Below are 21886 nucleotides of genomic sequence, written 5' to 3' on the forward strand. Positions count from 1 at the left end.
TAGGTAATACCCCTGGCAGCGAGTGTTCAGGGGTATTCTTTGTTTAAAGCGATACTTTGCTAACTTTACGATACCAATACATCTATCAATGTCAGAAACACTACACATAGGAAGAAAGATAAGCCGCATCCGTGAACTGCGCGGCATGAAACAGGAAGCACTTGCAACTGAACTGGGTATCAGCCAGCAGGCTGTTTCTAAGATCGAGCAAAGCGAAAAAATCGAAGAGGAAGTTTTAGAAAAGATAGCAACAGCTTTAGGTGTAAGCAGTGAAGCCATTAGTAAATTCAATGAAGACGTGTTAGTTTTTCACATTCAAAACATGCACGACCATTCAACAGCATATCAGTACAATTATCAATGCACTTTCAATCCAATTGATAGGTTGGTCGAAGTTTACGAAGAAAATAAAAAGCTTTACGAGCAACTACTCGCCAGTGAACGGGAGAAAGTTGAGATTCTGAAAAGTAAATAATACAAGAGGCGCTTATTGAGCGCCTTTTCTATTTAACGGCTGTTCCTTCCTGCTTTCTGCTGCCTCCGCCTGTTTCTTCCAAGTATCGCTTCATCATCAATATCATCACTGATATTGATCGAACCTGATATTACCGGATGGTGTTCAGGCACTATATCAATGCTTTCCGCTATTTGCATTTCTTCTCTATTGCTTTGGCCGGTTATCATATCATCAACTCCTACATCTGAAAGAACTTCTGCTTTAACAGCAGTTACCGGCAACTCTCCATACTTTTCTTTCGTCTTTACATTAGCCGCTGCTATAGCAGCGCTGTCCCTGACCTGATCGTAATCGATCTGTTTTACCAATTCCGCCCATTTATAGCGGTTGCCCAGTGACTGACCTTTTACTTTGAAATCCCTGAAAAAATAAGTTACCCCGCTGATCCTGCCTGTCGATGCCTGGTTAAAAAGAAAATGAATACCGGCCTGCTCCGACCAGTTCAATAATTGTTGCATGGTTGGTTTACGGGATAGAAGATCTTTTAGTAGCATTTGCAGTAAGACTTTATCAGGAGCTTTATTGGTCCGCCTGACCATTTCTACTTCATCCTTTGTCGGAGCGCGTTCAGCTGCTTTGTTGCTCGGTTCTACCGTTACAAGGTTATACTGTTGTTCCAGTGCCCTGATAGCTTCTTCACTTCTTACATAGTTATTGCTGTCTGATACCACACTACCATCAAAACAGATCCGGTTTGCCAGTAGATGCAGATGAGGATGCTCCGCATCGTAATGCCGAAAAACAAAGTATTGGTTATCGGTGAAGCCCATAGCTTCTATATAGTCACGGGCTATTGCTGTCAGCGTAGCGTTATCCAGTTTTGCGATATCTTCGTTCGGGAAATTCAAGCTGGTATGATAAACATACCTGTTCAGGTTGGGGCGCAGCTGCCTAATGAAATCTACTTCGGTTTTGATACGTGTCAGGTCAAGGTTAGTGAAATTTGTATCCAGCAACTCTGCCCGCTTCATCGCATCCGGATGATTCAGTTTCCTGACATTGTACTTTAATGCCCCCATGAAACTTCTACCTATCTTCTGAATGGCTATCATAGATCAGTTTTGCGATGGTGGTTTCAAGCCGCTGCTCAAGGCGTGAAAGTAGACCCAGAAGTTCTTTAGGCATCCTGCCGGTATGACAAAGGCGGCTAAGCTGGTTAAGATTTACCCCGATACGTTTGAGTTCAGCATAATGAGTGACGTCCAGCTTTGGAGATGCAGCTTTTGGGAATTTTCCTTTAAATAACTTTTCACGGACAAGTGCACCCGCAGTTTTACCACAGATCTCAGCAGCAGCGATCAACGCCTGCAGCTCAGCCTCCGATAACCGGAAGATGAATCTTTTGGATAATTTTTTATCTGATTCTAACTGCGGTCGTCCCATGAGCACAAATCTCATGGATGCAATCATTTATTTATCACCAGTACTTCGGTACTACCGATAAATTTATTAGTGTTAAAAGCTGTTTGAACGAAGTGAAGCAGCGCTTCCGGATCTATCCGGCAAGTCGTTTTGGTCTGACCAAAACATGGCTTGCTTACTTACTTAACTGTGAGATGGTCGCTAAGAAGCAGTGGAAAATCAAGCTATTTAAAATTAGATAAAATTTTCTTTTTATTTATAAACCCAATTTGCTGCCTTGGTTCGACTTCTTGGTTAGATATTTATCTTTTTATTAAAACGGCGCTTTGGAATTTACTGATTGGGCAAATCAAATTGGGAGTAAACGTTTATTGAAAATAAAATAAATAACGATGGCAAGAAAAAATGATGGAAAGCAACTAGAGAGATTAGTTGGATTGATACACGAGGCTATAAAGGAGAGTAGTGGAACCATCGTTCAGACTAACGTGAAATTAAAAAACACTAGTGGCGTACTAAGAGAGTTTGATATAATCATTAGATCCATAGTTAGTGATGTCGAGATTGTCATCGCTATAGAATGCAAGGATTATACTAAAGCTGTAGGTGTAGAAAAACTGGAAGCTTTCAAAGGAAAATGCGATCGTATCCCTTTAATTAGTAAAAAAGTATTTGTAAGTCCTTCGGGTTACCAGCGAGATGCGATTAATGCGGCAAAAGATTTTGGTATCACCCTTTATGAGCTCAAGGATATAGCTGCTGAAGATATCGCATCCTGGTTTCTTTTTCAACAGATAGGAATACGATTCGAAGTCACCGATTATCAGATTCATTTGTCCGAGCGAACGATTGTTGATAAATTGAACTCATATAAAAAGAAAGTCTGGTTCTATGCATTTGATGAGAAGGTAAACCTGCTTGCCTTTCTTAACGAAGAAATTAAAAGTAAACGTGAAGAAATTTGGTCCATTAAACTTCGGAGTTTTATAAGGGCAAAGGAAGAGGATAGGTTTGAAAAAGAGTGTTACCGGATCAATTTCACTTTCGAACCTGGATGTGCAAAGTTGGAGACGGAGGACGATGAAATTTTTCTCATACAAATGATCAGCGTTGCCGTCGATATTTGGATGATCAAAGTGGAAACAAAAATAATTTCAACTAAAGCCTACACTTCCGACGAGGGTAAACAGACGGGCTATATGGAAATAGATGTTACGAATAGCGGAAAGGTAGAAATCATTGTTGCAAATAATCGATATAATATTTTCCATACTGATGAGAGCGGTCAAAAACAAAAAATGGAGATGCTTGGTAAATATGACCCCAAAAACGATACTTACGTAAAAATTTCAAAAGAGAAGACCTAACAAAAATCAATAGACAGGGATTTATCCAATTGATGCAAAAGTTAGTGCCGATGAGTTTCAATTCCCTAAGATATTTACTTTCAAAACTATTTAAAGTTGAATATTTCCAACTGAATGAGCCGAGAATCAAAGAATGGGGCGAGCACAAAACACACGAAGATGAAAAAAAAATTTAAGATACTATGCATGTAGTGGCAATAGACGTAATGAAGACGGAAATAATATTGATACTTGACTAATAAGCGTTTAACCTAAAAATTTGGCGACTATAATTAAGTAAAACTATTATTACATGATATCCAGCAATCGCCATCAAAATCCGCCGTTTTCTACATATTTCTCAAATAACTTTTCATAAGCAGGTTTACCAACAGCAATTAATTTGTTTAAATAAATCTCGTCTTCCTCCGTAGGCGGTCTACGGGAAATCAAATCATCTGCCAAGATTGCAAGCGTACCAATTAAAGTCAAAGTATTGATTTGATGTTGTCTTTTTAGGAGCATGAACAGTTCCCATAACGCGGTTTCTTCAAAACTCTTGTTTACAAAGCTATGCGGCTGTACTTTGCTTATCCCTTTTTTATGATTGATGCCGCTTCGGAGATTATTAAGCTCTAATAATTCGTCCGACTGGATTTGATTCCAGATAAATTGGTAATATGGTTGGTTCTTAACTTTTAGAGGTACGTTTCTTTCAAGTGCAGAAAGCTTCTGACGATGGGTTTTATAACCGTCAAGGTTTTTGATTTCGCAAGTAAGTGCCAATAGTAAAACGCCTTTTTCGATTGTTGCCTTTAAATAATTTATAGTGCTATCTATTATGGTTAAACAGTCAATTTCATGAGTCATAAAACTAACATCGGCTTTTTCTCGACGAACCTTATCCATCAAGATCATAAGGTTATAAAAACCGTTGGCAATTTTCTGCTGGATACCCAGAACCTCATATAAATAGGATATTATATCGTCCGCCAATGGATGAGAAGCTTTGCGAATGGAATTAAAAGTAAAATTCTCCTGTAACTCTAAGCAATATCTAATAGAGGTAACTGGAATATAAAAAGAAATAGGAATTAGATTCACGCACATATCCGGGAGGATTTCCCATAAACTTAGATGTAAATAATCACTTGTTACTGTCCAGTTTTTAACGGATAACAATACTCTTAAACTCTGCAGACCCTCAAACTTTTCCAAATCACCTTCTGTAAGACTATCGAAATCCCATTGCCTGTAGTGATGCAAAAGGTTGATGTCATATAACACCATTCCAAAATCTTCTTCCTTTCCGAAAACTTCCCTGAGGAAGGTTTCTTGTGCAGCTTTTTCGAATTCTGCGTCTGTAGGTTTCCAGCTTCTTTTTAATATCGCCAAGAGCTTTTGACCAAAAGTTAGCTGTTGCCAGAATGGCAAAACGGGAATCTTTGCCATCAACGAACCTTTCTGAACGTTTTGCCCGAATTTGACAAGGTAATCATCTTCAAGGCATAAATATCTTTTTAAAATAAAAGTCGAAAAACTATCTGCTATTGCCAATATTTGCTTATTTGATTCATAATAAAGCTAATAATTTGAAACAATATATGTGTATCAAATTGTTCTTTATAGACTGTTTTGTTTGATGAAAAACGGGTTCATAGAAGTAATTATAAGTTTTGTTTTAAATAATAAATCAACTACGCAAATACACTTCGTAAGAAATAATTGACTTTGTATGTAACTAAATGTATTGACCTTATAACTTAGCTCATGACGCTTTCACAGACAGAAATTTTAAAGCTATTTAATGCTTCAGTCGAAAATTCATTTGAGATGTTCCAGTCAGCCTTGCATACTGTATCCAAATACGAGGGGAAAAAGTATGTTAGTTTAGGCATAGCTGAGCTCGCATTGGAAGAACTCGGTAAATCGTATACACTTCTATCACACTATTCCAAAGCAAGGAAAAATGTCGATTGGAACCAATTTTGGAAGGATTGGCGTAATCACGACTTAAAGGCCTCTCGAGGTTTCTTTTATGAGTTTTTTTGTACTCTGCGAGTTGAAATCCGTAATCCTTCTGATAAAATTTTGGATAATGTTATTCCCAGAGGTAAATTCTCTATCGAGAAAGAGTTGGCATTCTATGTAGATATAGATAGAAGTACAAAAAAGATTCATAGACCATTTAAAGACATTAGTGATGAGGAATCATTTAATCGCGTTCTATCGTTAGTGGGTTTACTCAACCCTGCATTGAGAATAAAGGACTGGCTGAATTCGACAGAGCCAAATAGTTTCAAAGATGCTCTTTCGGACTACGCAAACGTTACACTTACAGAAAATGTTTATCAGCAGGATGTTCAAATGATTATAAGTCGACTGAAAGGCAGCGACGAAGATTACAATCGCGCATTAGATGAGGTGTGGGGGATGTTCAAATCAGATAACACTTTTAAAGAAAGATAATATCGAATGAAAAAAGAAATATGGCGTCAATTTACTGAAAATCTTCCATGTCCAAGTTGTGAGAATGGAGTGCTCAAATATTGTGGGGAGTACATTCGGCGCGAGACACTTGAATCAAGACTCGATAATAACTTCGGACCGGCTGGGATAGTTTCCCCTGCTGCTAGATTTTTGGAAACAGGAAATTTAGAATGTTCCACTTGTAAAGAGGCTGTGATATTTGTTCGTAGTAGAGAGGAGGATGTTCGTCATTTAGACGACGATGGATTCGAAATTGATTTCATCAAGCCTCTTTATTATTTTCCAGCACCTCCTATTATCAATATTCCTCTTTCTTGCGCGCCTGTTATATCAGAATTGTTGAAGGTTTCATTTCAATTATTTTGGATAGATCTCGGATCTTGTGCTAACAAAATAAGAACGGCGGCTGAGTGCATAATGGATCATCTACAAGTACCCAAGCTTGACACACTTAATGCACGGATAATAGAACTGAAAAAAACGAGACCAACAATTTCTGAGCATTTAATGGCGATTAAATGGATTGGTAATTCTGGAAGTCATAACATTAATATAACCAAAGATTTGGTTCTTGATGGTTATGAAATCATGGAATATGTACTAGAACAGATTTTCGATGATCGAGAGAAGCAATTATCTTTACTAGTTCAAAAAATCAATAAGAATAAAGGCTCCAGTTTTTGAAACTGTGATTTGTAAGAGAAAGGTTTTCGCTATAAGCTTTTAAAAATCGAAGCCTTTAAATAGCTTCTTGAATTAAAGATGAAAGTCAGCCTATAAGAGAACCGTACTCCGCCAAGGTTTTAATCATCTTATGACAGGGTTGATAACTCAACAATCAGGAGAGGTTTGATATTTTAAACTGATAGTGCTAACGACTATCTTTGAGATAGTACTTTCAAACTCACTTAAAACGAATCAAATTATTCGGTTACCTAATCGGTTACCTTTTAATTTGATAAACATCAAGTCATTGTTAATAGAGCCATTGCGGAAAAATCAACGGCCCCGTCCAGTCTGGCTGTTATCATTTGCTCCAGTCCTTGATCATAAAAGATCATAAACCCTATCAACCTGCCAAAGCTTTTAATCATTGTTTGTGTGTGGACGTAGTTTGTTGTTCTACAAAGAGGATACAACCTCGCGAAATTGTTTCATGATGACATGTCTTAATCTCTCCTCATGCTCGTCACCCCAGAGACCAATAGTTTGGATCACCGGTATCAGTGTCCTGCCAAAGTCAGTCAGGTTATACTCTACCTTAGGCGGCATCACAGGATAGATCGTCCTGCAGACCAGTTCATGTTCTTCCAGTTCTTTGAGTTGAATATTCAATACCCTGCGTGACACATCCGGTATCTTACGTTGTATTTCGCTCGGGCGTTTATGCCCTTCGTTGATGAACCAAAGTATGCGCAGTTTCCACTTTCCATACAAAACCTCGCCAACCAGGTCAAGGCCGCAGTTTAGATACGGTAAGATCTTTCTTTCATACATAGATACAAAGATAAGCAGATGACCAGCACCTCACAATAGGGATAAATTTCTCCCTATCTGAATCGTAAGCCCGTACTTGTTAGCGCTTTAACTACTACCGAGATTTGCCCAAAACAAATACAATATGGAAAAGCAATTCAATTACGAAAACGAGCTAACCGGCAAGATCGCGCTGGTAACCGGTGGCACTAAAGGTGCCGGAAAGGCAATTGCCGAACGACTAAAAAACGCTGGCGCAAAGGTCATCATTACCGCAAGAAACCAACCTGAGCAAAATGATCCAAACCTGCACTTTATCGCGGCCGATTTAAGCCGGCGAGAAGGGATAGCAACAGTGGTCAGCAACATACAACAAAATTTCGGCAGCGTAGATATTCTGATCAATAACCTCGGGGCTTCTGAAACGCCTGGTGGTGGGTTTGCCGCACTCACCACTGAAGACTGGGAATCGACCATCCGGACCAACTTACTGGCACCGGTCAGCCTGGATAGGGGATTATTGCCCCAAATGCTGGAACGCGGCAGCGGCGTGATCATCCACATAGCATCCATTCAGGGCAAATTACCTTTACATGATGCCACGTTGCCTTATGCGGCTGCAAAGGCAGGCCTTATCAATTACAGCAAGGGTTTATCAAATGAAGTAGCATCCAAAGGCATCCGTGTACTTACCGTCTCACCTGGATGGATCAAAACCGACAACGTCAAATATTTTTTAGAACGGATCGCCAAAAATTCAAATTCCACAATTGAGGAGGCGCAACAAAGCGTAATAGATGCTTTGGGAGGCATTCCTATGGGCAGGCCCGCAGAACCGGAAGAAGTAGCAGAACTTGTCGGTTTCCTGGCCTCTCCGAGAGCAGCTTATCTTACCGGTACGGAATTCATCATCGACGGCGGAACTATACGAACTATATGATCATCAACAACCCAATAAATTATACCATGAATTTACCGACAATAGTGAGCAAATTAGTTGCCGCACAAAACCAATTTGACAGCGAGACTTACACAGGATGTTTTGCAGAAACCGCTATCGTTCATGACGAAGGCAAAATACATCAGGGTAAAGCTGAGATCAGGAAATGGAATGAGCATTCTAATGAAGAGTATCACGCAACGATGAAGCCCTTAAAATACGAAAGCAGCGAACAGGAAGACCTGCTGACTGCGGAGGCAGACGGGAATTTTCCGGGCAGCCCTGCAGTTCTGAAATTCCATTTGGTATTAGAAAACGAGTTGATCAGCTCTCTTAAAATAACAGGCTAAATATTGCTTAACTTAACATCCGCTTACCGGCGCGGGCCCAGTAAGCGGATGTTTTGGTTTTAGATCAGATTGCCGGTGCTATAATTTGATCCGCAGGAAAAATGACCAATAGTCAGAAAGAATCGGAATGAACCTATGTGGCGGATTCATTCAGATCATTAGCTTTGTTTTAAAACCCATACATCCCTCCGGATACTGAAATTTGCTCACCTGTGATCCAGGCGGCATCATCAGATGCGATAAACACTGCTGCTTTGGCAATATCTTCGGGCTGGCCCCTGCGGCCAAGCGGTGTATTGGCGATGAACATCTTTTCGTAATCGCTACCCTTGGTAACCCCTGCGCTTGCTGCACCTTCCGTTTCTGTAGCGCCCGGCAAAATGGAATTGATACGAACATTTTTCGCACCCAGTTCCTTAGATAAAGCAATAGTGAAGGCATCAAGAGCTGCTTTAGTTGCGGAATATAATGACGCATTGGGAAGCGGGTATTTACTTGCGCCCGAACTGATATTAATAATATTACCGCCTTTATTACCAAATAATTTTAAAGCAGCCTGGATAGTGAGTACTGGGCCTAAAACATTTACGTTAAAACTCTGATGAAAAGCATCTGCCGATATTTGTTCAACAGGAGCATAGCCCTGCGATACGGCATTGTTGACCAATATATCTAACTTACCAAAAGTTTTTTGTGTTTCTTCGAATAACCTGTTGACATCCGCTTCGTTTGAAACATCAGCCTGCACTGCGATAGCGATACCACCATTTTCGGTAATGTCGCGAACGACTTTATCCGCGCTTTCTTTACTTGATGCATAGTTGATTACTACCTTAGCGCCTGCAGCCGCAAAGTGTTTGGCGATGGATGCACCAATACCTTTTGAAGAACCTGTTACTATCGCAACTTTATTTTCTAATTTTTTCATTTTGAGAACGATTTAATAGTGAGATGATGCGGACCTGATCCGCATAGCTGAATTAATTACTTAGCCAGATAGGTCATACCGCCATCGACAAGCAATTCCGCACCGAGCATAAAAGATGAGTCATCAGAAGCCAGGAAAACAGCTGCTTTACCAATGTCCGAAGGCTGTCCTATCCTGCCGGTCGGCATTACGCTGGCAAAATGTTGCTTCACTGCTTCGATCTGTTCCGCAGGGACGAATTTGTCGAATGCGGGAGTGTCTGTTGTCCCCGGTGTGATCACATTTGCCCTTATGTTTCTGCCTAGAAGATCGCTTGAAAACCCTTTCGCCAAATAGATGACAGCCGCTTTCGACGCTCCGTAAAGTGTAAATGAGGCATGAGCACGGTGCGCTGCGTTTGACCCTATCAGGACGATAGAAGCGCCGTCATTCATGTATGGCAAGGCTTTCTGGACAGTGAAATAAACGCTTTTGAGGTTCAGGTCCATTAATTTATCATAGTTCGCTTCGCTGAAATCTGCGACGGTACCCGTATTTCCGCCGCCTGCGTTGGCAACAATGACATCTATTTTGCCAAATTTTTCAGCTGTATCCTTAAAAACCCTTTCGAGATCATCCAAATCGGTTACATTAGCATTAATGCCTGCGAAATTGCCACCCAGCTGCGAAACTGAACTATCTAAAGTATTTTGATTTCTGCCAACTATGGCACCGATTGCTCCTTCGCTCTTAAAGGCCTCTGCTATGCCGAAACCTATACCACTATTACCACCGGTAATTACGGCAACTTTGTTTTTCAATTTGTTCATAACACAAAGTTGCAGGGTCAGATCGAAACTGGTCTTGACCTGTATCAGGAAATATACTTGACCTGAATCAAGACTTTGATGCGTTCTTCCTGATCCGGCTAAGGGTTTCCGGAGACAGACCCAGATAAGAAGCGATCACATTCAGCGGAAAACGCTGCAGGAAGTGAGGATAATTTGCAACAAGGTCGTCGTAACGCTCTTCGGCCGTGTAGCTGAGGGCGGCCTGTACCCGATTTTGGTTCGCGATCGCATAGTTTTGTTTGATCACCTCCTGCATGGCGATAAAGGCCGGGATAGTTGAAAAGAAATCTTCAACCTGCGCGTTAGTCACCATTAAAAGTTCAAGATCTTCCAGCGCCTGAATATTGTAGCGGCTTGGGGTTAAATGATAGTAACTTTCAAAATCGGCCAGCCACCACTCCTCCATGCTCAATTTAAGAATGTGCTCATGCCCTTTGTCGTCAATCCTGAAAGTTTTCGCAGATCCCTTCACAACAAACCCCGCATATTTACATACATCCCCTTGCTGCAGGAAGTACTGACGTTTAAGTAGTTTTCTTGGCTTGAAATGAGCTAGGAACACATGCTTTTCATTTTCTGAAAGTATGATCCCGGATAATTTCTGTATGTAGTCGAAAAAAGCATTAAAATTGGACATTGTTCAACAGATCTGAAAAAACGCAATTTAATCAAGTTGCCTGTGCAAGACAAAAAAATTCGCGGACGCGTTCTTCACGCACACATTTCATCTTTGATACATATAAACAAAAACCGCAGGCTCTCAACACCCGCGGTTCGCAATCAACATATATTAACCAACGAAATCTTAATTTTTTGCAGTTTTTAATAAATATAACCTTGCATAAAGCTCAGCTATACAAGCTTCGTCCAGCAACCATTTCGGCTTCGCCAGCAACTTCTCATCAGGTAACCAGGTTTTGGTGATAAAACCGTATTTGTCCCTTGAGTTTTGCCATGCGTAGTTGAGGTCATGTTCGATAGCTGCGAGGTATTCGTAGTTATGATCGACTTTGTAAAGCGCCTCATATCCTCTGAATAATACGGTAACGAACCATGGCACATCGATATGCAGTCTCAGCTCTTTACTGTGTGGCAGATTGCTGTAATAAGTATAACTGCTTGCTGCCAGTTGCTTCGCCTGTATAAGGTATTTAATTTCGCCGGTAAACTTGTAAAGCAATACGGCCGCCTCGATGAGCGAGCCGGTATTGTAGGTCCAGAATGTCCTGTTTTGCTTCCCGTCCAATTTCACATCGTTACTAATGATGCCGGTTGTGCTATCGCGTAGTGTGTTATACATCCAGTTGTAAAAGCGCTTGCCTTGTTCAAGATAGTATGGCTCTTTGCTGCCCTCATAGATCTTTAGCGCGGTCAAGGTAGCCATGCCATTGCTGCATGCCGGTTTCTGGTCGTTATGTCCTTCCAGCCAGCTTACGCCGCCGCCCACATCATTGTTCCATCCGCTTAAAATAAATTTGAAAACGTCTTTAGCGCGTTGCAGGTACAGCGGATTCTTTGTATTAAAATACGATTCCATATAATCGATACCTACCAGGCCATTATCATCATAATAGCGGTCGGTCTTCTCAAACTTAACCGGGTAAGCCTGGTAGCCCGGCGGCTTGCGAAGGATATCGCGGTATTGCTCAATACCCAATATCAGGCTATCCTGATACGGTCTGTATTTAGCTTTCAGTCGAGGCCCGCGCATCAGTATATTGGTAGCTGTAAATATGCCCGAGAACGGCCAGAGGAAACTTACTTCTTTTTCTTTCACGGCTTCCCCCTGGAAATAATTGAGCGAGTCGCTTTTACCCGTGGGATAGTTCTCTGAGAAAAGACCGGTGTATTTGCTCACGCGGTATCTTTTCCATACCAATTGGTACATATTCTCGGCACGCTGCTTATACACCCTTGCTCCAAGTTGCGAAAACAGCAGGCCTGGCAGCAAGATCAATGCAGGCAAAATAAAAGCTATTTGTTTTCTCATGACAGTGTTTATTGAGCCGATGGCGGCGGTACTTTTGTTCCCCATGATGTATTTGGCTGGCTGCTCATCATAAATTTCAGTTCACCGCCTTTCATCAGCTCATCGCGGTACAACCAGCAGTTATCCAGCGCTTTGCCGTTAAACGTCGCCGACTGGATATATACATTCTCTTTTGAATTATTCTGCGTTTCGATGATCAATTTTTTGCCATTACCCAGTGTGATGCTTGCCTTAGCGAAAAGCGGGCTGCCCAGTTCTATGATAGGCCTCAGATCTGTAAAGCCTTTTACATCAAACAGGCCCAGTGCATTGATCACATACCATGAACCTAATTGGCCCTGGTCTTCGTCCTGACCGTAACCGTAGCCGTGAATTGGCTCGGTACCGTAAAACTCCTGCCCTATCGCCCTTGTCCATTTTTGGGTAAGCCATGGCTTGCCGGAAAAATTGAACATCCAGCTGATATGCAGGTTAGGCTGGTTGCCATGATTGTATATAGAGTTGATGCCAGCAAACGCATCGATCGTTTTACCGCCACCGAAACCCAGCTTTTCTGATACGGTAAAGATGCTGTCCAGGCGTTTGTTAAAATTATCTTTTCCAATAGCCTCAATCAGTCCTGCAGGGTTTTGCGGCACGTAGAAAGTATATTGCACTGCATTTCCTTCCTGGAAACCGCGCCATGGCTGGTACGGGTCAAATTTTTGTATAAAGCTGCCGTTGGCGCGCTTAGGCTGCATCAATTTATTCTGCGGGTTAAAGATATACCGCCAGCCGTTTGATAGTTTGATCAACTTGTTATAGTCGTCTGTTTTGCCCATTGCTTTAGCCATTTGCGCCGCGGCGAATGCGCTGTAGCTATACTCCAAAGTGTGCGAACCCGCAAAGTTTGACCCGGTAGAATCGGTCACAAAATCACGACCGGCCTGGTCAAAGAATGGCACATAACCATGCTCAACAAAAGCTTTAGTATCCAGCTTACCAGAGCCAACTGCACGGTTCTTATAATTTAGTTCGTTGGCTTTTACTGCTTCATAAGCCATGTTAACATCATAATTACGGATGCCGGCATTATAAGCGCCGGCAACAGCCAGCCCGACAAAGTTGGTCCCCACACCTGATACATATTCGCTGTTGGCGATGCCATCACCAAACCAACCTTTATCTTTATACAATTGCAACTCGGTGTTCACAAAGCTGCCATACCATTCAGGGTACGATAACGACCACAGTTGGGTGATGTTCCAGAAGCCTCCCCATATGGCATCAGAGTTAATAAATTCTGCCTTGAGCGTGTTATTAACCTGCGACGGCAAACGACCGGTCTGGCCGCCGTGTTTAGGATAATCACCATTAACATCGCTGGCAATACCCCGACCCAGTAAGGCATGAAAAAGACCTGTGTAGAACTTAGTTTTGTTCTGGATATCATTGTCCTCAACAGTAATTTTGCCGAGTTGCTCCTGCCAGGTTCGCTGCGCCTGTTCTTTAGCATTATCAAAACTCAGGTCTTTGGCTTCCGCTAAGAAGTTAGCTTTAGCATTGTCGTTAGAGGTGTATGAGAGGCCTGTTTTAACCTCAATGGTTTCATTATCCGTTGTCTGATAGTTCAGCACTAATCCTGCGCCCTTGCCTTCGGCATTATTCTTTTTATCAAATATCTGCTCCGCTGTAAAAGCTGTTACACTCGCAGGTTTTTTACTCAGCTCTCCGTAGAAATACATCTTTACCTTTCCTTCCGGATCATAGATCTTCACATATTTGGGATAAGTGCTTACAAAACCTTCAAAGTGCGTGTCATCCAGCATTTTGATACCGGCATCAGTTACGATATCACTTTCGCCCTGTTTGTTGCCAATATCCAGTATAATGTGTGACTGTTCATTCTTAGGAAAAGAATAGCGCTGAAAGCCAACGCGTTTGGTAGCGGTCAGCTCAGCGGTGATCTTGTAGTCGTCCAGCAGTACTTTGTAATAGCCGGGCTCGGCTACCTGGTTCTTCCTGTCGAAGCTGGAGCGGTAGCCCGGTGTTTTTCTTTCCAGATCTCCGGGTTTGGTAACAATTGCACCGGTAGTGGGCATGTAGCTAACACCGCCTACCTGCCATTCGTGGAAATGCACGAAGCCTTCAATGGAGTTTTGCCGGGTATCGTATCCTACTGCTTCCCAGCCTGACGGATTGCCGTAGCTTCCATTTGTTGACGGGGCAAGCTTTGCCATGCCATAAGGCACCGCAGCTGGTGTATAGAAAAACCAGCGGCTGTGTGCCGTACCGATGTTAGGGTCAACATATCTTAAAACAGTCTCGCGTTTGGTGCTGCAGCCAGCCAGCGCAAGGGCCAAAAATGCAGCAACTGAACTATACTTAATTCTCATTTAAATTATATTAACAGAGCGGCCGGAGCCGGTCTTATTTATTATCGTATTTTGACATCATTGCCTGTATCCGCTGCATCCAGGCCTGGTCTACCCCTTCAATTTCGGGCGAGCGGTCATTCCCGGCGAAGCCGGCAAAATAATAATAGGCTTTGGTATCGGCATTGCGGTTTGCTTTATTCAACGCATCAATGTTGTTACGCGCATAGGTAAGCCATTTTTCGTTCTTATCCTGCTCATACAACCTTATCATTCCCTGTGTACCCCATCCGCACCAGGCAGGATTCACACGTGTCTGGGTAGGGTCGGTATTAAATATATAGCCTTTATACTGGGCGTTCCACAATACGGCGTTCATGGCGTTGCCAATAGCCTGTGCTTTTGCCAGATAAGACGGGTCCTTCAGAGCTTCGCCAAAAAGGATATCAGCCTCCAGCATAATGGCATTATCATAGGTAAATTTCTCGTAGTGTTTGGTTCCGGCACCACCGCCATCGATCTTCCAGATGTAGAGCCCGCTTGCAGAATCAAACATATTGGCACGCAGCCAGTCGTTCACTTTAACAGCCCAGTCACGGTAAATCGTTTCGCCGGTTAGCGTGTATAGCTTTGCAAAGAGTTGCATAGCCACGCCGTTAGATTGCGTTGGCTTATCGGGCTTTGATGTATTCCACCAGAAACCGCCGCCATAGGTATTGTCCCAAAGACCGCTGTTGATCAACCAGTCGGCACAGGCCCTGGCTTTTGCCAGGTAGGCCGCTTTATCAGCACCGCCGGTCACCTCGTAAGCTTCCAGATACACCATGCCGGTAAGGCCGTTATCATCAACAAACTTATCACCTGCAGCACCAGTACCGTTAAGATTAACCGATGCAAAGTAGCCACCCCTTGCGTCGGACTTGTCCCAAAAACCTTCCATAAACTGAAAGGTGCGGTTCATGTAAGCAGCTGCTGATGCATCGCCGGCGGTAATAAGTGCAGCATCGGCATATATCTGGCTTACATTATACCACTCGTAGCAGTTATTTGCATGCGTGGTTGTATTGGCTCGGTAACTAAAGCTTGAAGTAAGCAGGTTGTTGTTGCTAAAATTCCTTGTTTCCTTAGCCAGCGCCAGGTAATCGGTGCTGGTGGCGGGCGGGTCAACAGGAGGCTTTGTACCGCCGCCGCCTGTGCCTGGATTTATATCCTTATCTTTTCCGCAAGATACAGCCAGTATGGAAATGGCTGCACATAATACTAATATCAGTCTTCTCATCGTCATAGAAGTAAAACAGCACCCGCAGACCCGCTGCGGGTGCTGACCATTATTATAGAACCGTTACTTTATGGGTATAGGCTGCCGGTTGCAGCATCACATCAACTTTTACGTTCTTCCTGTCAGCAGACGGATCAAACTTGTAGGTATTATCCCACTGTGAATTAGTAACAGGTACTAGGTAAAAGTAAGATGCCGGCTGGCCTGCAGGCGCAACATTATTGGCGTTAGTGCTACCCTGATATTCATTACCGGCCGCTGTATGCAGGATGAATTTGTAACGCTCGTCACGGCCCCATGAAAACTGGTAGAACTCTACCGCAATTTTCGGCGCTTCAAAAACACCATTACCGATGTAGCTAAGTGTACCTATCTCTGTGCCGTATGCTGACATGTACAACCCGACAGACTGGATCTGCATTGACTTTGTTGTGGCTGATGTAAAATCATAGTTTAAACGATACGCTTTAACATCGCCTGAAACTGTTACCGCAGTTGTTCCCTCTTTGATGATACCGTTTTCAACGTAGTATTTTTTACCGCCATCTGTATTCTTGTCAGTAAGATAATAGTCACCGGCTTTTAGTGAGGTATAGATCTCGAATACACCGTCCTCAACCTTTTTCAGTTTAACAGCCTTGCTCAGATCGGCACCACCTTCGGTTGCCGAACCGGTAATGTACAGGTCTGCAGGATTTTCCGCAAAACCCGCCGGTCTCTCCAACTGCAAAGTGCGTGAAGCCGATGCAGGCTTGGCATTGATACCTTTTGAGGCAATCACGGTCCATTTCAGTTTACCAATACTTGACGAAGCGATGCCAGCGGCATTAGCTATTTTGTTCAGGTCTTTATGGCTGATGGTGAGCTGGGTTTGCACACCCGCCCCATCAGACAATACTTTGGTTACCGGCTTGCTGAAATCTCCGCCCTCTTTATCAAACGCGATCTGGTAAAGTATAAGCCCGCTATCATCTGTAGTTGCTGCATCCCATTTAAAAAGAACATTCGCAGAACTTGTCGGATCAAGTTTCACATCGGCATTGTCATTTGGCGTAGCCAGAGAACCTACCGGGGTAAGATTAAGATCTAACGGTTTATTTTCCTTTTTGCAGGAGCTGGTGATGATCATTGCCAGCAGCAGCCCGCCTGCCAGCTTTACTATCTTTCTCATATCTTTAATTGGTTTAATCAGGTTAGTTTGTGTAGCCAGGATTCTGGCCGAGGTTTTTGTTCAGACTGGCATCATGCGCAGGTATAGCCCACAGGTAATCGCGGTTAGCGTTAAACTTACGCAGCTGCGTTCTGATGTAGCCGTTATCCGTATTTTGGTCGGTTGAGAATTTAGCCCCGTGGATATAGCCGTTCATCACCGTCTCCGCGGTTTTCCATCTTCTGATATCATCCGTGCGAAGGCCTTCCATTGCCAGTTCTACCCTGCGCTCACGGCGAATGATGCCGGTCATGTTTGCTGCTCCCGGATAGCTGATCGCCCCGGCATCAGTAAATCCTGCACGCTGGCGCAAGGCGCCAATGGTTTTATTCCAAACGGTGGCATCCATCTGGCCAAGGCTTTGTTTGGCTTCGGCATAATCAAGCAATATCTCAGCATACCTGATCAGGTGCAGGTTGTTGCCCGATACGAAATTTGCCAGTGCGCCTGGGTCATAATATTTTCTCCAGTAATAAGCCGTTGCCGATGCTGCCTGTGAGCCTGCGCTGTACTCGTCAAGACCTGGCTGCACAGGATCGGTACCGGGTTTAATGTATATGGTTTTGGTTGTGTTATTGGCGTTGACCCAGGTATAGCGGTCATAAACCACGGTCGCGGTTAACCGGGGGTCGCGGTTTATGTAAGGGTTACTCTCGTTATAACCCGAACCAGCTTCCTTAACCCCTTTCCCGTTCAGCATGATGTAGTCGTCAACCAGCTCCTGCGTAGGTGCCATGCTGCTCACGCGTCCGCCCACTGTGCGCGGCGCAAAATCCCAGAAATTTTGCCAGGTACGCAGAGTTGGCACATACTGTAATGAAAGGATGCTTTCCTTTGTATTTTTGTTCACGTTAGGATCGCTGAATAACGCACTGTAGCTGATTTCAAGGCTGTAAGCCCCGTAAGTACCCTGTTCATTCATCAGCTTCTCGCAAATGGCAGCAACATCAGCCATACGGTCGCCCTGGTACAGGAGCACCCTTGCCTCTAATGCCAGTGCGGCACCTTTGGTAATGCGGCCGTTCTCATTTGCAGGCAGGTTGGTACTGTTTGGCAGATCATTCACAATGGATTCCAGTTCATCAACAACAAATTTCACCACGGCAGCCTTAGGTGAGCGGGAAATGGTTTGCGCCTCTTGAGATGTAATATCCTTGTCAACAATTGGCACATCGCCGTACCATTTGGTAAGATTGAAATGCTCGAACGCACGGATAAAACGGGTTTCGGCTATCAACCTTGCTTTTGTAGCTGCAGTTAATGTGGTATTCCTGTCAATATTGGCCAGGAAGATATTACATGATTTTATAGCCGAGTAATAATTTGTCCAGTCGCCTGCAAATTTTGCTGTTTGGGAGTTTGCGTTACCGCTGGCAATCACATTCAGATCACCTGATGGCGAGTAGGCATTATCAGAAAGCGCTTCGGCATCAAAATATAAGCTGCTGTTATATATAAGGCTGTAGTTGTTATTCAGCGCGTTGTAAACGTTGGCATCAACCTGCCAAAAGGTGAGGTCAGAGAACTTATCTGTTGGTGCAATATCGAGTTTCTTACAACCAGATGCTGCCACAACCGCAACAGATACGATCAAAAGCTTTTTAAAAAATTTCATTTTCTTATGTTTTAAATATTATCTGTTCTTAGAAAGTTACGTCAAGGCCAGCTCCGTAAAATACCGGCAGCGGGTACTGCCTTGCACTGTTTGACGCCGAACCGAGGTTTAGGCTGTTGCCAAACTCTGAGGTCTCGGGATCAATAAACTTCAGCTTACTAAGGGTTGCAAGGTTCTGTCCTATCAGCGATAACCTTAAGCGCTGTATACCCAGCTTTTTGGTTACTGCCGGGCTAAAGCTATAGCCAATATTTACGTTCTTTAAGCGAACATAAGCAGCATCGTACTTGTACAGGTCTGAACCTGTGCGCCAGTTGTTGGTATTTGAAGGCGAACCAATGTTAGCCAATATCGGGTAACGTGCATTTGGGTTACTTGGCGACCAGATATCAGTTTGATGATCATAGACCGTAGCACCGTAGCCATAGTGGAAAGGCTCAACCAGTTCGCCGCGAAGGAATGCATCGCGTTTGCCAACACCCTGGATAAACAAGGACATATCGAAACCTTTGTAGGCGATACGATAGGTAAAACCAAAAGTGTAGCGCGGGAAAGGATTCCCTAAGATGGTCTTATCTTTCTCATCAATAATGCCATCGCCATTGCGGTCTTTAAATTTCACATCGCCGGGTTGCACGCTGTTGCCTGCAATTTTTGGCGAATTATCTATATCCTGCTGATTTTGAAAGAAACCGTTGGTTTGATAACCGTAGTATTGCGTAATAGGCTCTCCCACCCTTCTGATCAACTGGAAAACATCCTGAGGGTAAATCCTCTCCGTAGCGCTGCCGGTAAGTTTTAGCAATTTATTCTGGTTATCAGCAACGTTGATGCTAAAGCTTTGCGTAACTTCCTTACCGCGAAGGTTGTAGGTAACCGATGCTTCCCATCCTTTGTTACGGACTTTTGCTACGTTAAAATCGGGTGGAACAGCACCAAATATAAATGGAATGTCCTCAGGCTTTGCCAGAATGTCTTTTGTGGTACCATTAAAGTAGTCAAATGAGGCAACTATCTTATCATTAAATAAACCAACATCAAAACCAATATTTAATTTCGCCTGCGTTTCCCAGGTGATAGCGGGGTTTGAAATGTTTGTGCCTGCACCACCAACTATATTATTACCGTAGCCATAGGCATTAGGGTAGTTGAAGTAGGTTGTTTGATATTGATAATTATCTACGTTCTGGTTACCCACTGTACCGTATGATGCCCTTAATTTTAAAGTGCTAAGGGTATTTTTCACCGGCTCCATAAACGACTCTTGCGTTACTATCCAGCCTGCGCTTACAGACGGGAAAAAACTTGCCCTGTTACCCGCTGCAAATTTTGAAGAAGCATCATTACGGAACAATGCCTCTAAAAGATATTTATCTTTATAAGAATAGTTTAAACGACCAATTACCGAAAGCAATGCATTTGCGTTGACCGTAACGCTGTTAGTAGAGGCAACTGCATCAATGATGGTACCAGTAGTTGGCGTACCTAATAAAGGGTCGGTAAGGGTTTTTTGTAACTGGAAACCGCGCTGGCTAAAGGTTTCGCTTTCTACACCTGCCTGTATCTTAAAGGTATGATCGCTGATCTTCTTGGTGTACTCTGCAAAAACCTTAGTATCTGTTAAGAACGATTTGCTGTTTCCGTCCAGTACCGTCAGGTCATTACCATAAACGCCCGCGGGTAAATAATCAACCTGGGTGCGGCGGAAGAACGTTCCGTTATTGCGGATAGTTCCACCAAACTGGCCGGTAAGCTTCAGGTCTTTTGTAATATTTAATTGTCCGGCGAAAGACCCGAAAATCTCATCGTTATCAGCCTGGTTATAACCACCTTTCTCCAGCACACCATACTCGTTATACTGCGATGCCACCGGATTGGTCAGGTAATTACCATTTTCATCTTTCCAGCTATAGTTATGAGGCACACGGTTGGCATCAGCAAAGATGTTATTGTCGCCAACGCTGTTGGTTTTGTTGCGTGTTTTGGTATAGTTAAGAATAACGTTGGTTTTAAACCTGCCTATCTGCGAGGTTTGGTTTAACCTTAAGTTATACTTCTGGTAACCAAAATCGGCACCCGAGCCACCATTACCGATCAGGTTGCTACCCTGGTTTTGGTAACCAGCAGAAATGTAATAAGAGTTGGTTTCGCCACCACCCGTAACACTAAAATTGTGAGATTGCAGCGGAGCCTTTTTCAATAGATGCTCAATATCCCAGGTCCCGTTGCCGCCATCTTTCAATGCCTGTATCTGCTCGGGCGTATAAGCGGGTGGCAAGCCCGAGTTGATCAACGACTGATTCTTGTAATAGGCATTGTCCCAGGCATCAACTTTATGAACCAAAACCTTAGCATCTTGCAGGCCATAGCTGCCGTTGTAGTTTACCGTGGCTTTAGAGTTTGTTTTACCGGCTTTTGTAGTTACCAGTATAACACCGTTTGCCGCACGCGAACCGTAGATAGCTGCAGAACCTGCATCTTTTAATACCGACACACTTGCTATATCATTTGGATTAAGGGTATTTAAGTTACCACCGATGATACCATCCACCACAACCAAAGGTGTGTTATCGCCCAGCGTACCTAAGCCGCGGATGTTTACCGTTACATCGCTACCTGGGTTAAGGTTGGTTTGCTGGATAATTAAGTTTGGAGACTCGCCCTGTAATGCCTGGTAGGTATTTAATACCGGTTTGTTTTCAATATTTTTTGAACTGATAGTACCCACCGCGCCCGTAACATTGATGCGTTTTTGCGTACCGTAACCAACAACAACTACCTCATCAAGGCTGGTGCTGTTAGATTTCAGGGTTACGTTGATTTCGGTGCGTCCTGATATGGCAGTGGTTTGTGTAGCGAAACCGATAAATGAATAACTTAAGCTACGGCCTGCATATGCATCGGGGACGTTGAGTTTGTAGCGGCCATTTACATCAGTGGTTGTGCCAACAGAGGTACCGGCAATGCTAACATTTACACCTGGCACCGGCTGGTTATTTTCATCAGTAACGCGGCCGCTTACAGTTGTATCAAAGCGGTTTACAGCTATGTATGTATTTGTTTTTAGCGGGGATGCCTGCGCTGCACCACCCGCGCCTACTGTCGCACATAGCATGGCAAGCAAAGGCCGGCTGTAAAGCCACTTGAGTTTTACTTTTTGTAATAGTTCTATTCTCATAATTATTGGGGTTAGTATGGT

General features: G+C 43.4%; 19 protein-coding genes. 6 read left to right on the forward strand and 13 right to left on the reverse strand.

What is annotated here, in order from left to right; genetic code table 11:
- Window positions 1–88: 88 nt before the first annotated feature.
- On the forward strand, window positions 89–475 hold the full coding sequence (locus D0C36_RS24010) for a helix-turn-helix domain-containing protein (RefSeq protein ID WP_117394283.1): 387 nt from the start codon (window positions 89–91) through the stop codon (window positions 473–475).
- Between the two features lie 32 nt (window positions 476–507).
- On the opposite strand, the gene D0C36_RS24015 is transcribed toward D0C36_RS24010, so the two are convergent.
- Window positions 508–1569, reverse strand: a complete 1062-nt coding sequence (locus D0C36_RS24015; protein ID WP_117394284.1) for a relaxase/mobilization nuclease domain-containing protein — start codon at window positions 1567–1569, stop codon at window positions 508–510.
- Window positions 1544–1915, reverse strand: coding sequence for a plasmid mobilization protein (locus D0C36_RS24020; RefSeq protein WP_158557198.1), 372 nt, complete (start codon window positions 1913–1915; stop codon window positions 1544–1546). Before D0C36_RS24020 ends, D0C36_RS24015 begins: the two co-directional genes overlap by 26 nt.
- Window positions 1916–2271: 356 nt before the next feature.
- On the opposite strand from D0C36_RS24020, the gene D0C36_RS24025 reads away from it, so the two are divergent.
- Complete coding sequence (locus tag D0C36_RS24025; protein ID WP_117394286.1) at window positions 2272–3246, forward strand: restriction endonuclease; 975 nt, start codon at window positions 2272–2274, stop codon at window positions 3244–3246.
- A gap of 312 nt (window positions 3247–3558) precedes the next feature.
- Here D0C36_RS24025 and D0C36_RS24030 read toward each other — a convergent pair whose 3' ends face one another.
- Window positions 3559–4782: a hypothetical protein gene (locus tag D0C36_RS24030; protein ID WP_117394287.1), complete on the reverse strand. Its 1224-nt coding sequence runs from the start codon at window positions 4780–4782 to the stop codon at window positions 3559–3561.
- A 213-nt stretch (window positions 4783–4995) separates the two neighbouring features.
- On the opposite strand from D0C36_RS24030, the gene D0C36_RS24035 reads away from it, so the two are divergent.
- A complete protein-coding gene (locus D0C36_RS24035; RefSeq protein ID WP_117394288.1) occupies window positions 4996–5694 on the forward strand; it encodes an AbiV family abortive infection protein in 699 nt (232 codons plus the stop codon).
- A gap of 6 nt (window positions 5695–5700) precedes the next feature.
- Window positions 5701–6399, forward strand: coding sequence for a DUF4145 domain-containing protein (locus D0C36_RS24040; RefSeq protein WP_117394289.1), 699 nt, complete (start codon window positions 5701–5703; stop codon window positions 6397–6399).
- 438 nt (window positions 6400–6837) lie between these two features.
- On the opposite strand, the gene D0C36_RS24045 is transcribed toward D0C36_RS24040, so the two are convergent.
- Entirely contained in the window at window positions 6838–7212 is a 375-nt protein-coding gene (locus D0C36_RS24045) for a winged helix-turn-helix transcriptional regulator (RefSeq protein WP_117394290.1), read from the reverse strand.
- A 124-nt stretch (window positions 7213–7336) separates the two neighbouring features.
- On the opposite strand from D0C36_RS24045, the gene D0C36_RS24050 reads away from it, so the two are divergent.
- Window positions 7337–8131 carry an SDR family oxidoreductase gene (locus D0C36_RS24050; protein WP_117394291.1) on the forward strand — a complete coding sequence of 265 codons (795 nt, stop codon included), beginning with the start codon at window positions 7337–7339 and terminating at the stop codon, window positions 8129–8131.
- A 26-nt stretch (window positions 8132–8157) separates the two neighbouring features.
- Window positions 8158–8481 carry a nuclear transport factor 2 family protein gene (locus D0C36_RS24055; RefSeq protein ID WP_117394304.1) on the forward strand — a complete coding sequence of 108 codons (324 nt, stop codon included), beginning with the start codon at window positions 8158–8160 and terminating at the stop codon, window positions 8479–8481.
- 169 nt (window positions 8482–8650) lie between these two features.
- Here the strand turns inward: D0C36_RS24055 and D0C36_RS24060 are convergent, their stop codons facing one another.
- The 9 genes from D0C36_RS24060 to D0C36_RS24100 form a co-directional block, all read right to left on the reverse strand.
- Window positions 8651–9409, reverse strand: a complete 759-nt coding sequence (locus D0C36_RS24060) for an SDR family NAD(P)-dependent oxidoreductase (protein ID WP_117394292.1) — start codon at window positions 9407–9409, stop codon at window positions 8651–8653.
- 56 nt (window positions 9410–9465) lie between these two features.
- Complete coding sequence (locus D0C36_RS24065; protein WP_117394293.1) at window positions 9466–10218, reverse strand: SDR family NAD(P)-dependent oxidoreductase; 753 nt, start codon at window positions 10216–10218, stop codon at window positions 9466–9468.
- 67 nt (window positions 10219–10285) lie between these two features.
- Complete coding sequence (locus D0C36_RS24070) at window positions 10286–10876, reverse strand: Crp/Fnr family transcriptional regulator (RefSeq protein ID WP_117394294.1); 591 nt, start codon at window positions 10874–10876, stop codon at window positions 10286–10288.
- Window positions 10877–11044: 168 nt separating this feature from the next.
- Window positions 11045–12229, reverse strand: coding sequence for a glycoside hydrolase family 76 protein (locus D0C36_RS24075; RefSeq protein WP_117394305.1), 1185 nt, complete (start codon window positions 12227–12229; stop codon window positions 11045–11047).
- A gap of 8 nt (window positions 12230–12237) precedes the next feature.
- Complete coding sequence (locus D0C36_RS24080) at window positions 12238–14604, reverse strand: GH92 family glycosyl hydrolase (protein ID WP_117394295.1); 2367 nt, start codon at window positions 14602–14604, stop codon at window positions 12238–12240.
- Window positions 14605–14638: 34 nt separating this feature from the next.
- Entirely contained in the window at window positions 14639–15862 is a 1224-nt protein-coding gene (locus D0C36_RS24085; protein ID WP_117394296.1) for a glycoside hydrolase family 76 protein, read from the reverse strand.
- A 52-nt stretch (window positions 15863–15914) separates the two neighbouring features.
- Window positions 15915–17033 carry a SusE domain-containing protein gene (locus D0C36_RS24090; RefSeq protein WP_117394297.1) on the reverse strand — a complete coding sequence of 373 codons (1119 nt, stop codon included), beginning with the start codon at window positions 17031–17033 and terminating at the stop codon, window positions 15915–15917.
- 22 nt (window positions 17034–17055) lie between these two features.
- Window positions 17056–18687, reverse strand: coding sequence for a RagB/SusD family nutrient uptake outer membrane protein (locus D0C36_RS24095; protein WP_117394298.1), 1632 nt, complete (start codon window positions 18685–18687; stop codon window positions 17056–17058).
- 28 nt (window positions 18688–18715) lie between these two features.
- Window positions 18716–21865, reverse strand: a complete 3150-nt coding sequence (locus tag D0C36_RS24100; protein ID WP_117394299.1) for a SusC/RagA family TonB-linked outer membrane protein — start codon at window positions 21863–21865, stop codon at window positions 18716–18718.
- Window positions 21866–21886: the final 21 nt, after the last annotated feature.

The sequence above is a fragment of the Mucilaginibacter conchicola genome, from assembly GCF_003432115.1.
GTDB lineage: Bacteria > Bacteroidota > Bacteroidia > Sphingobacteriales > Sphingobacteriaceae > Mucilaginibacter > Mucilaginibacter conchicola.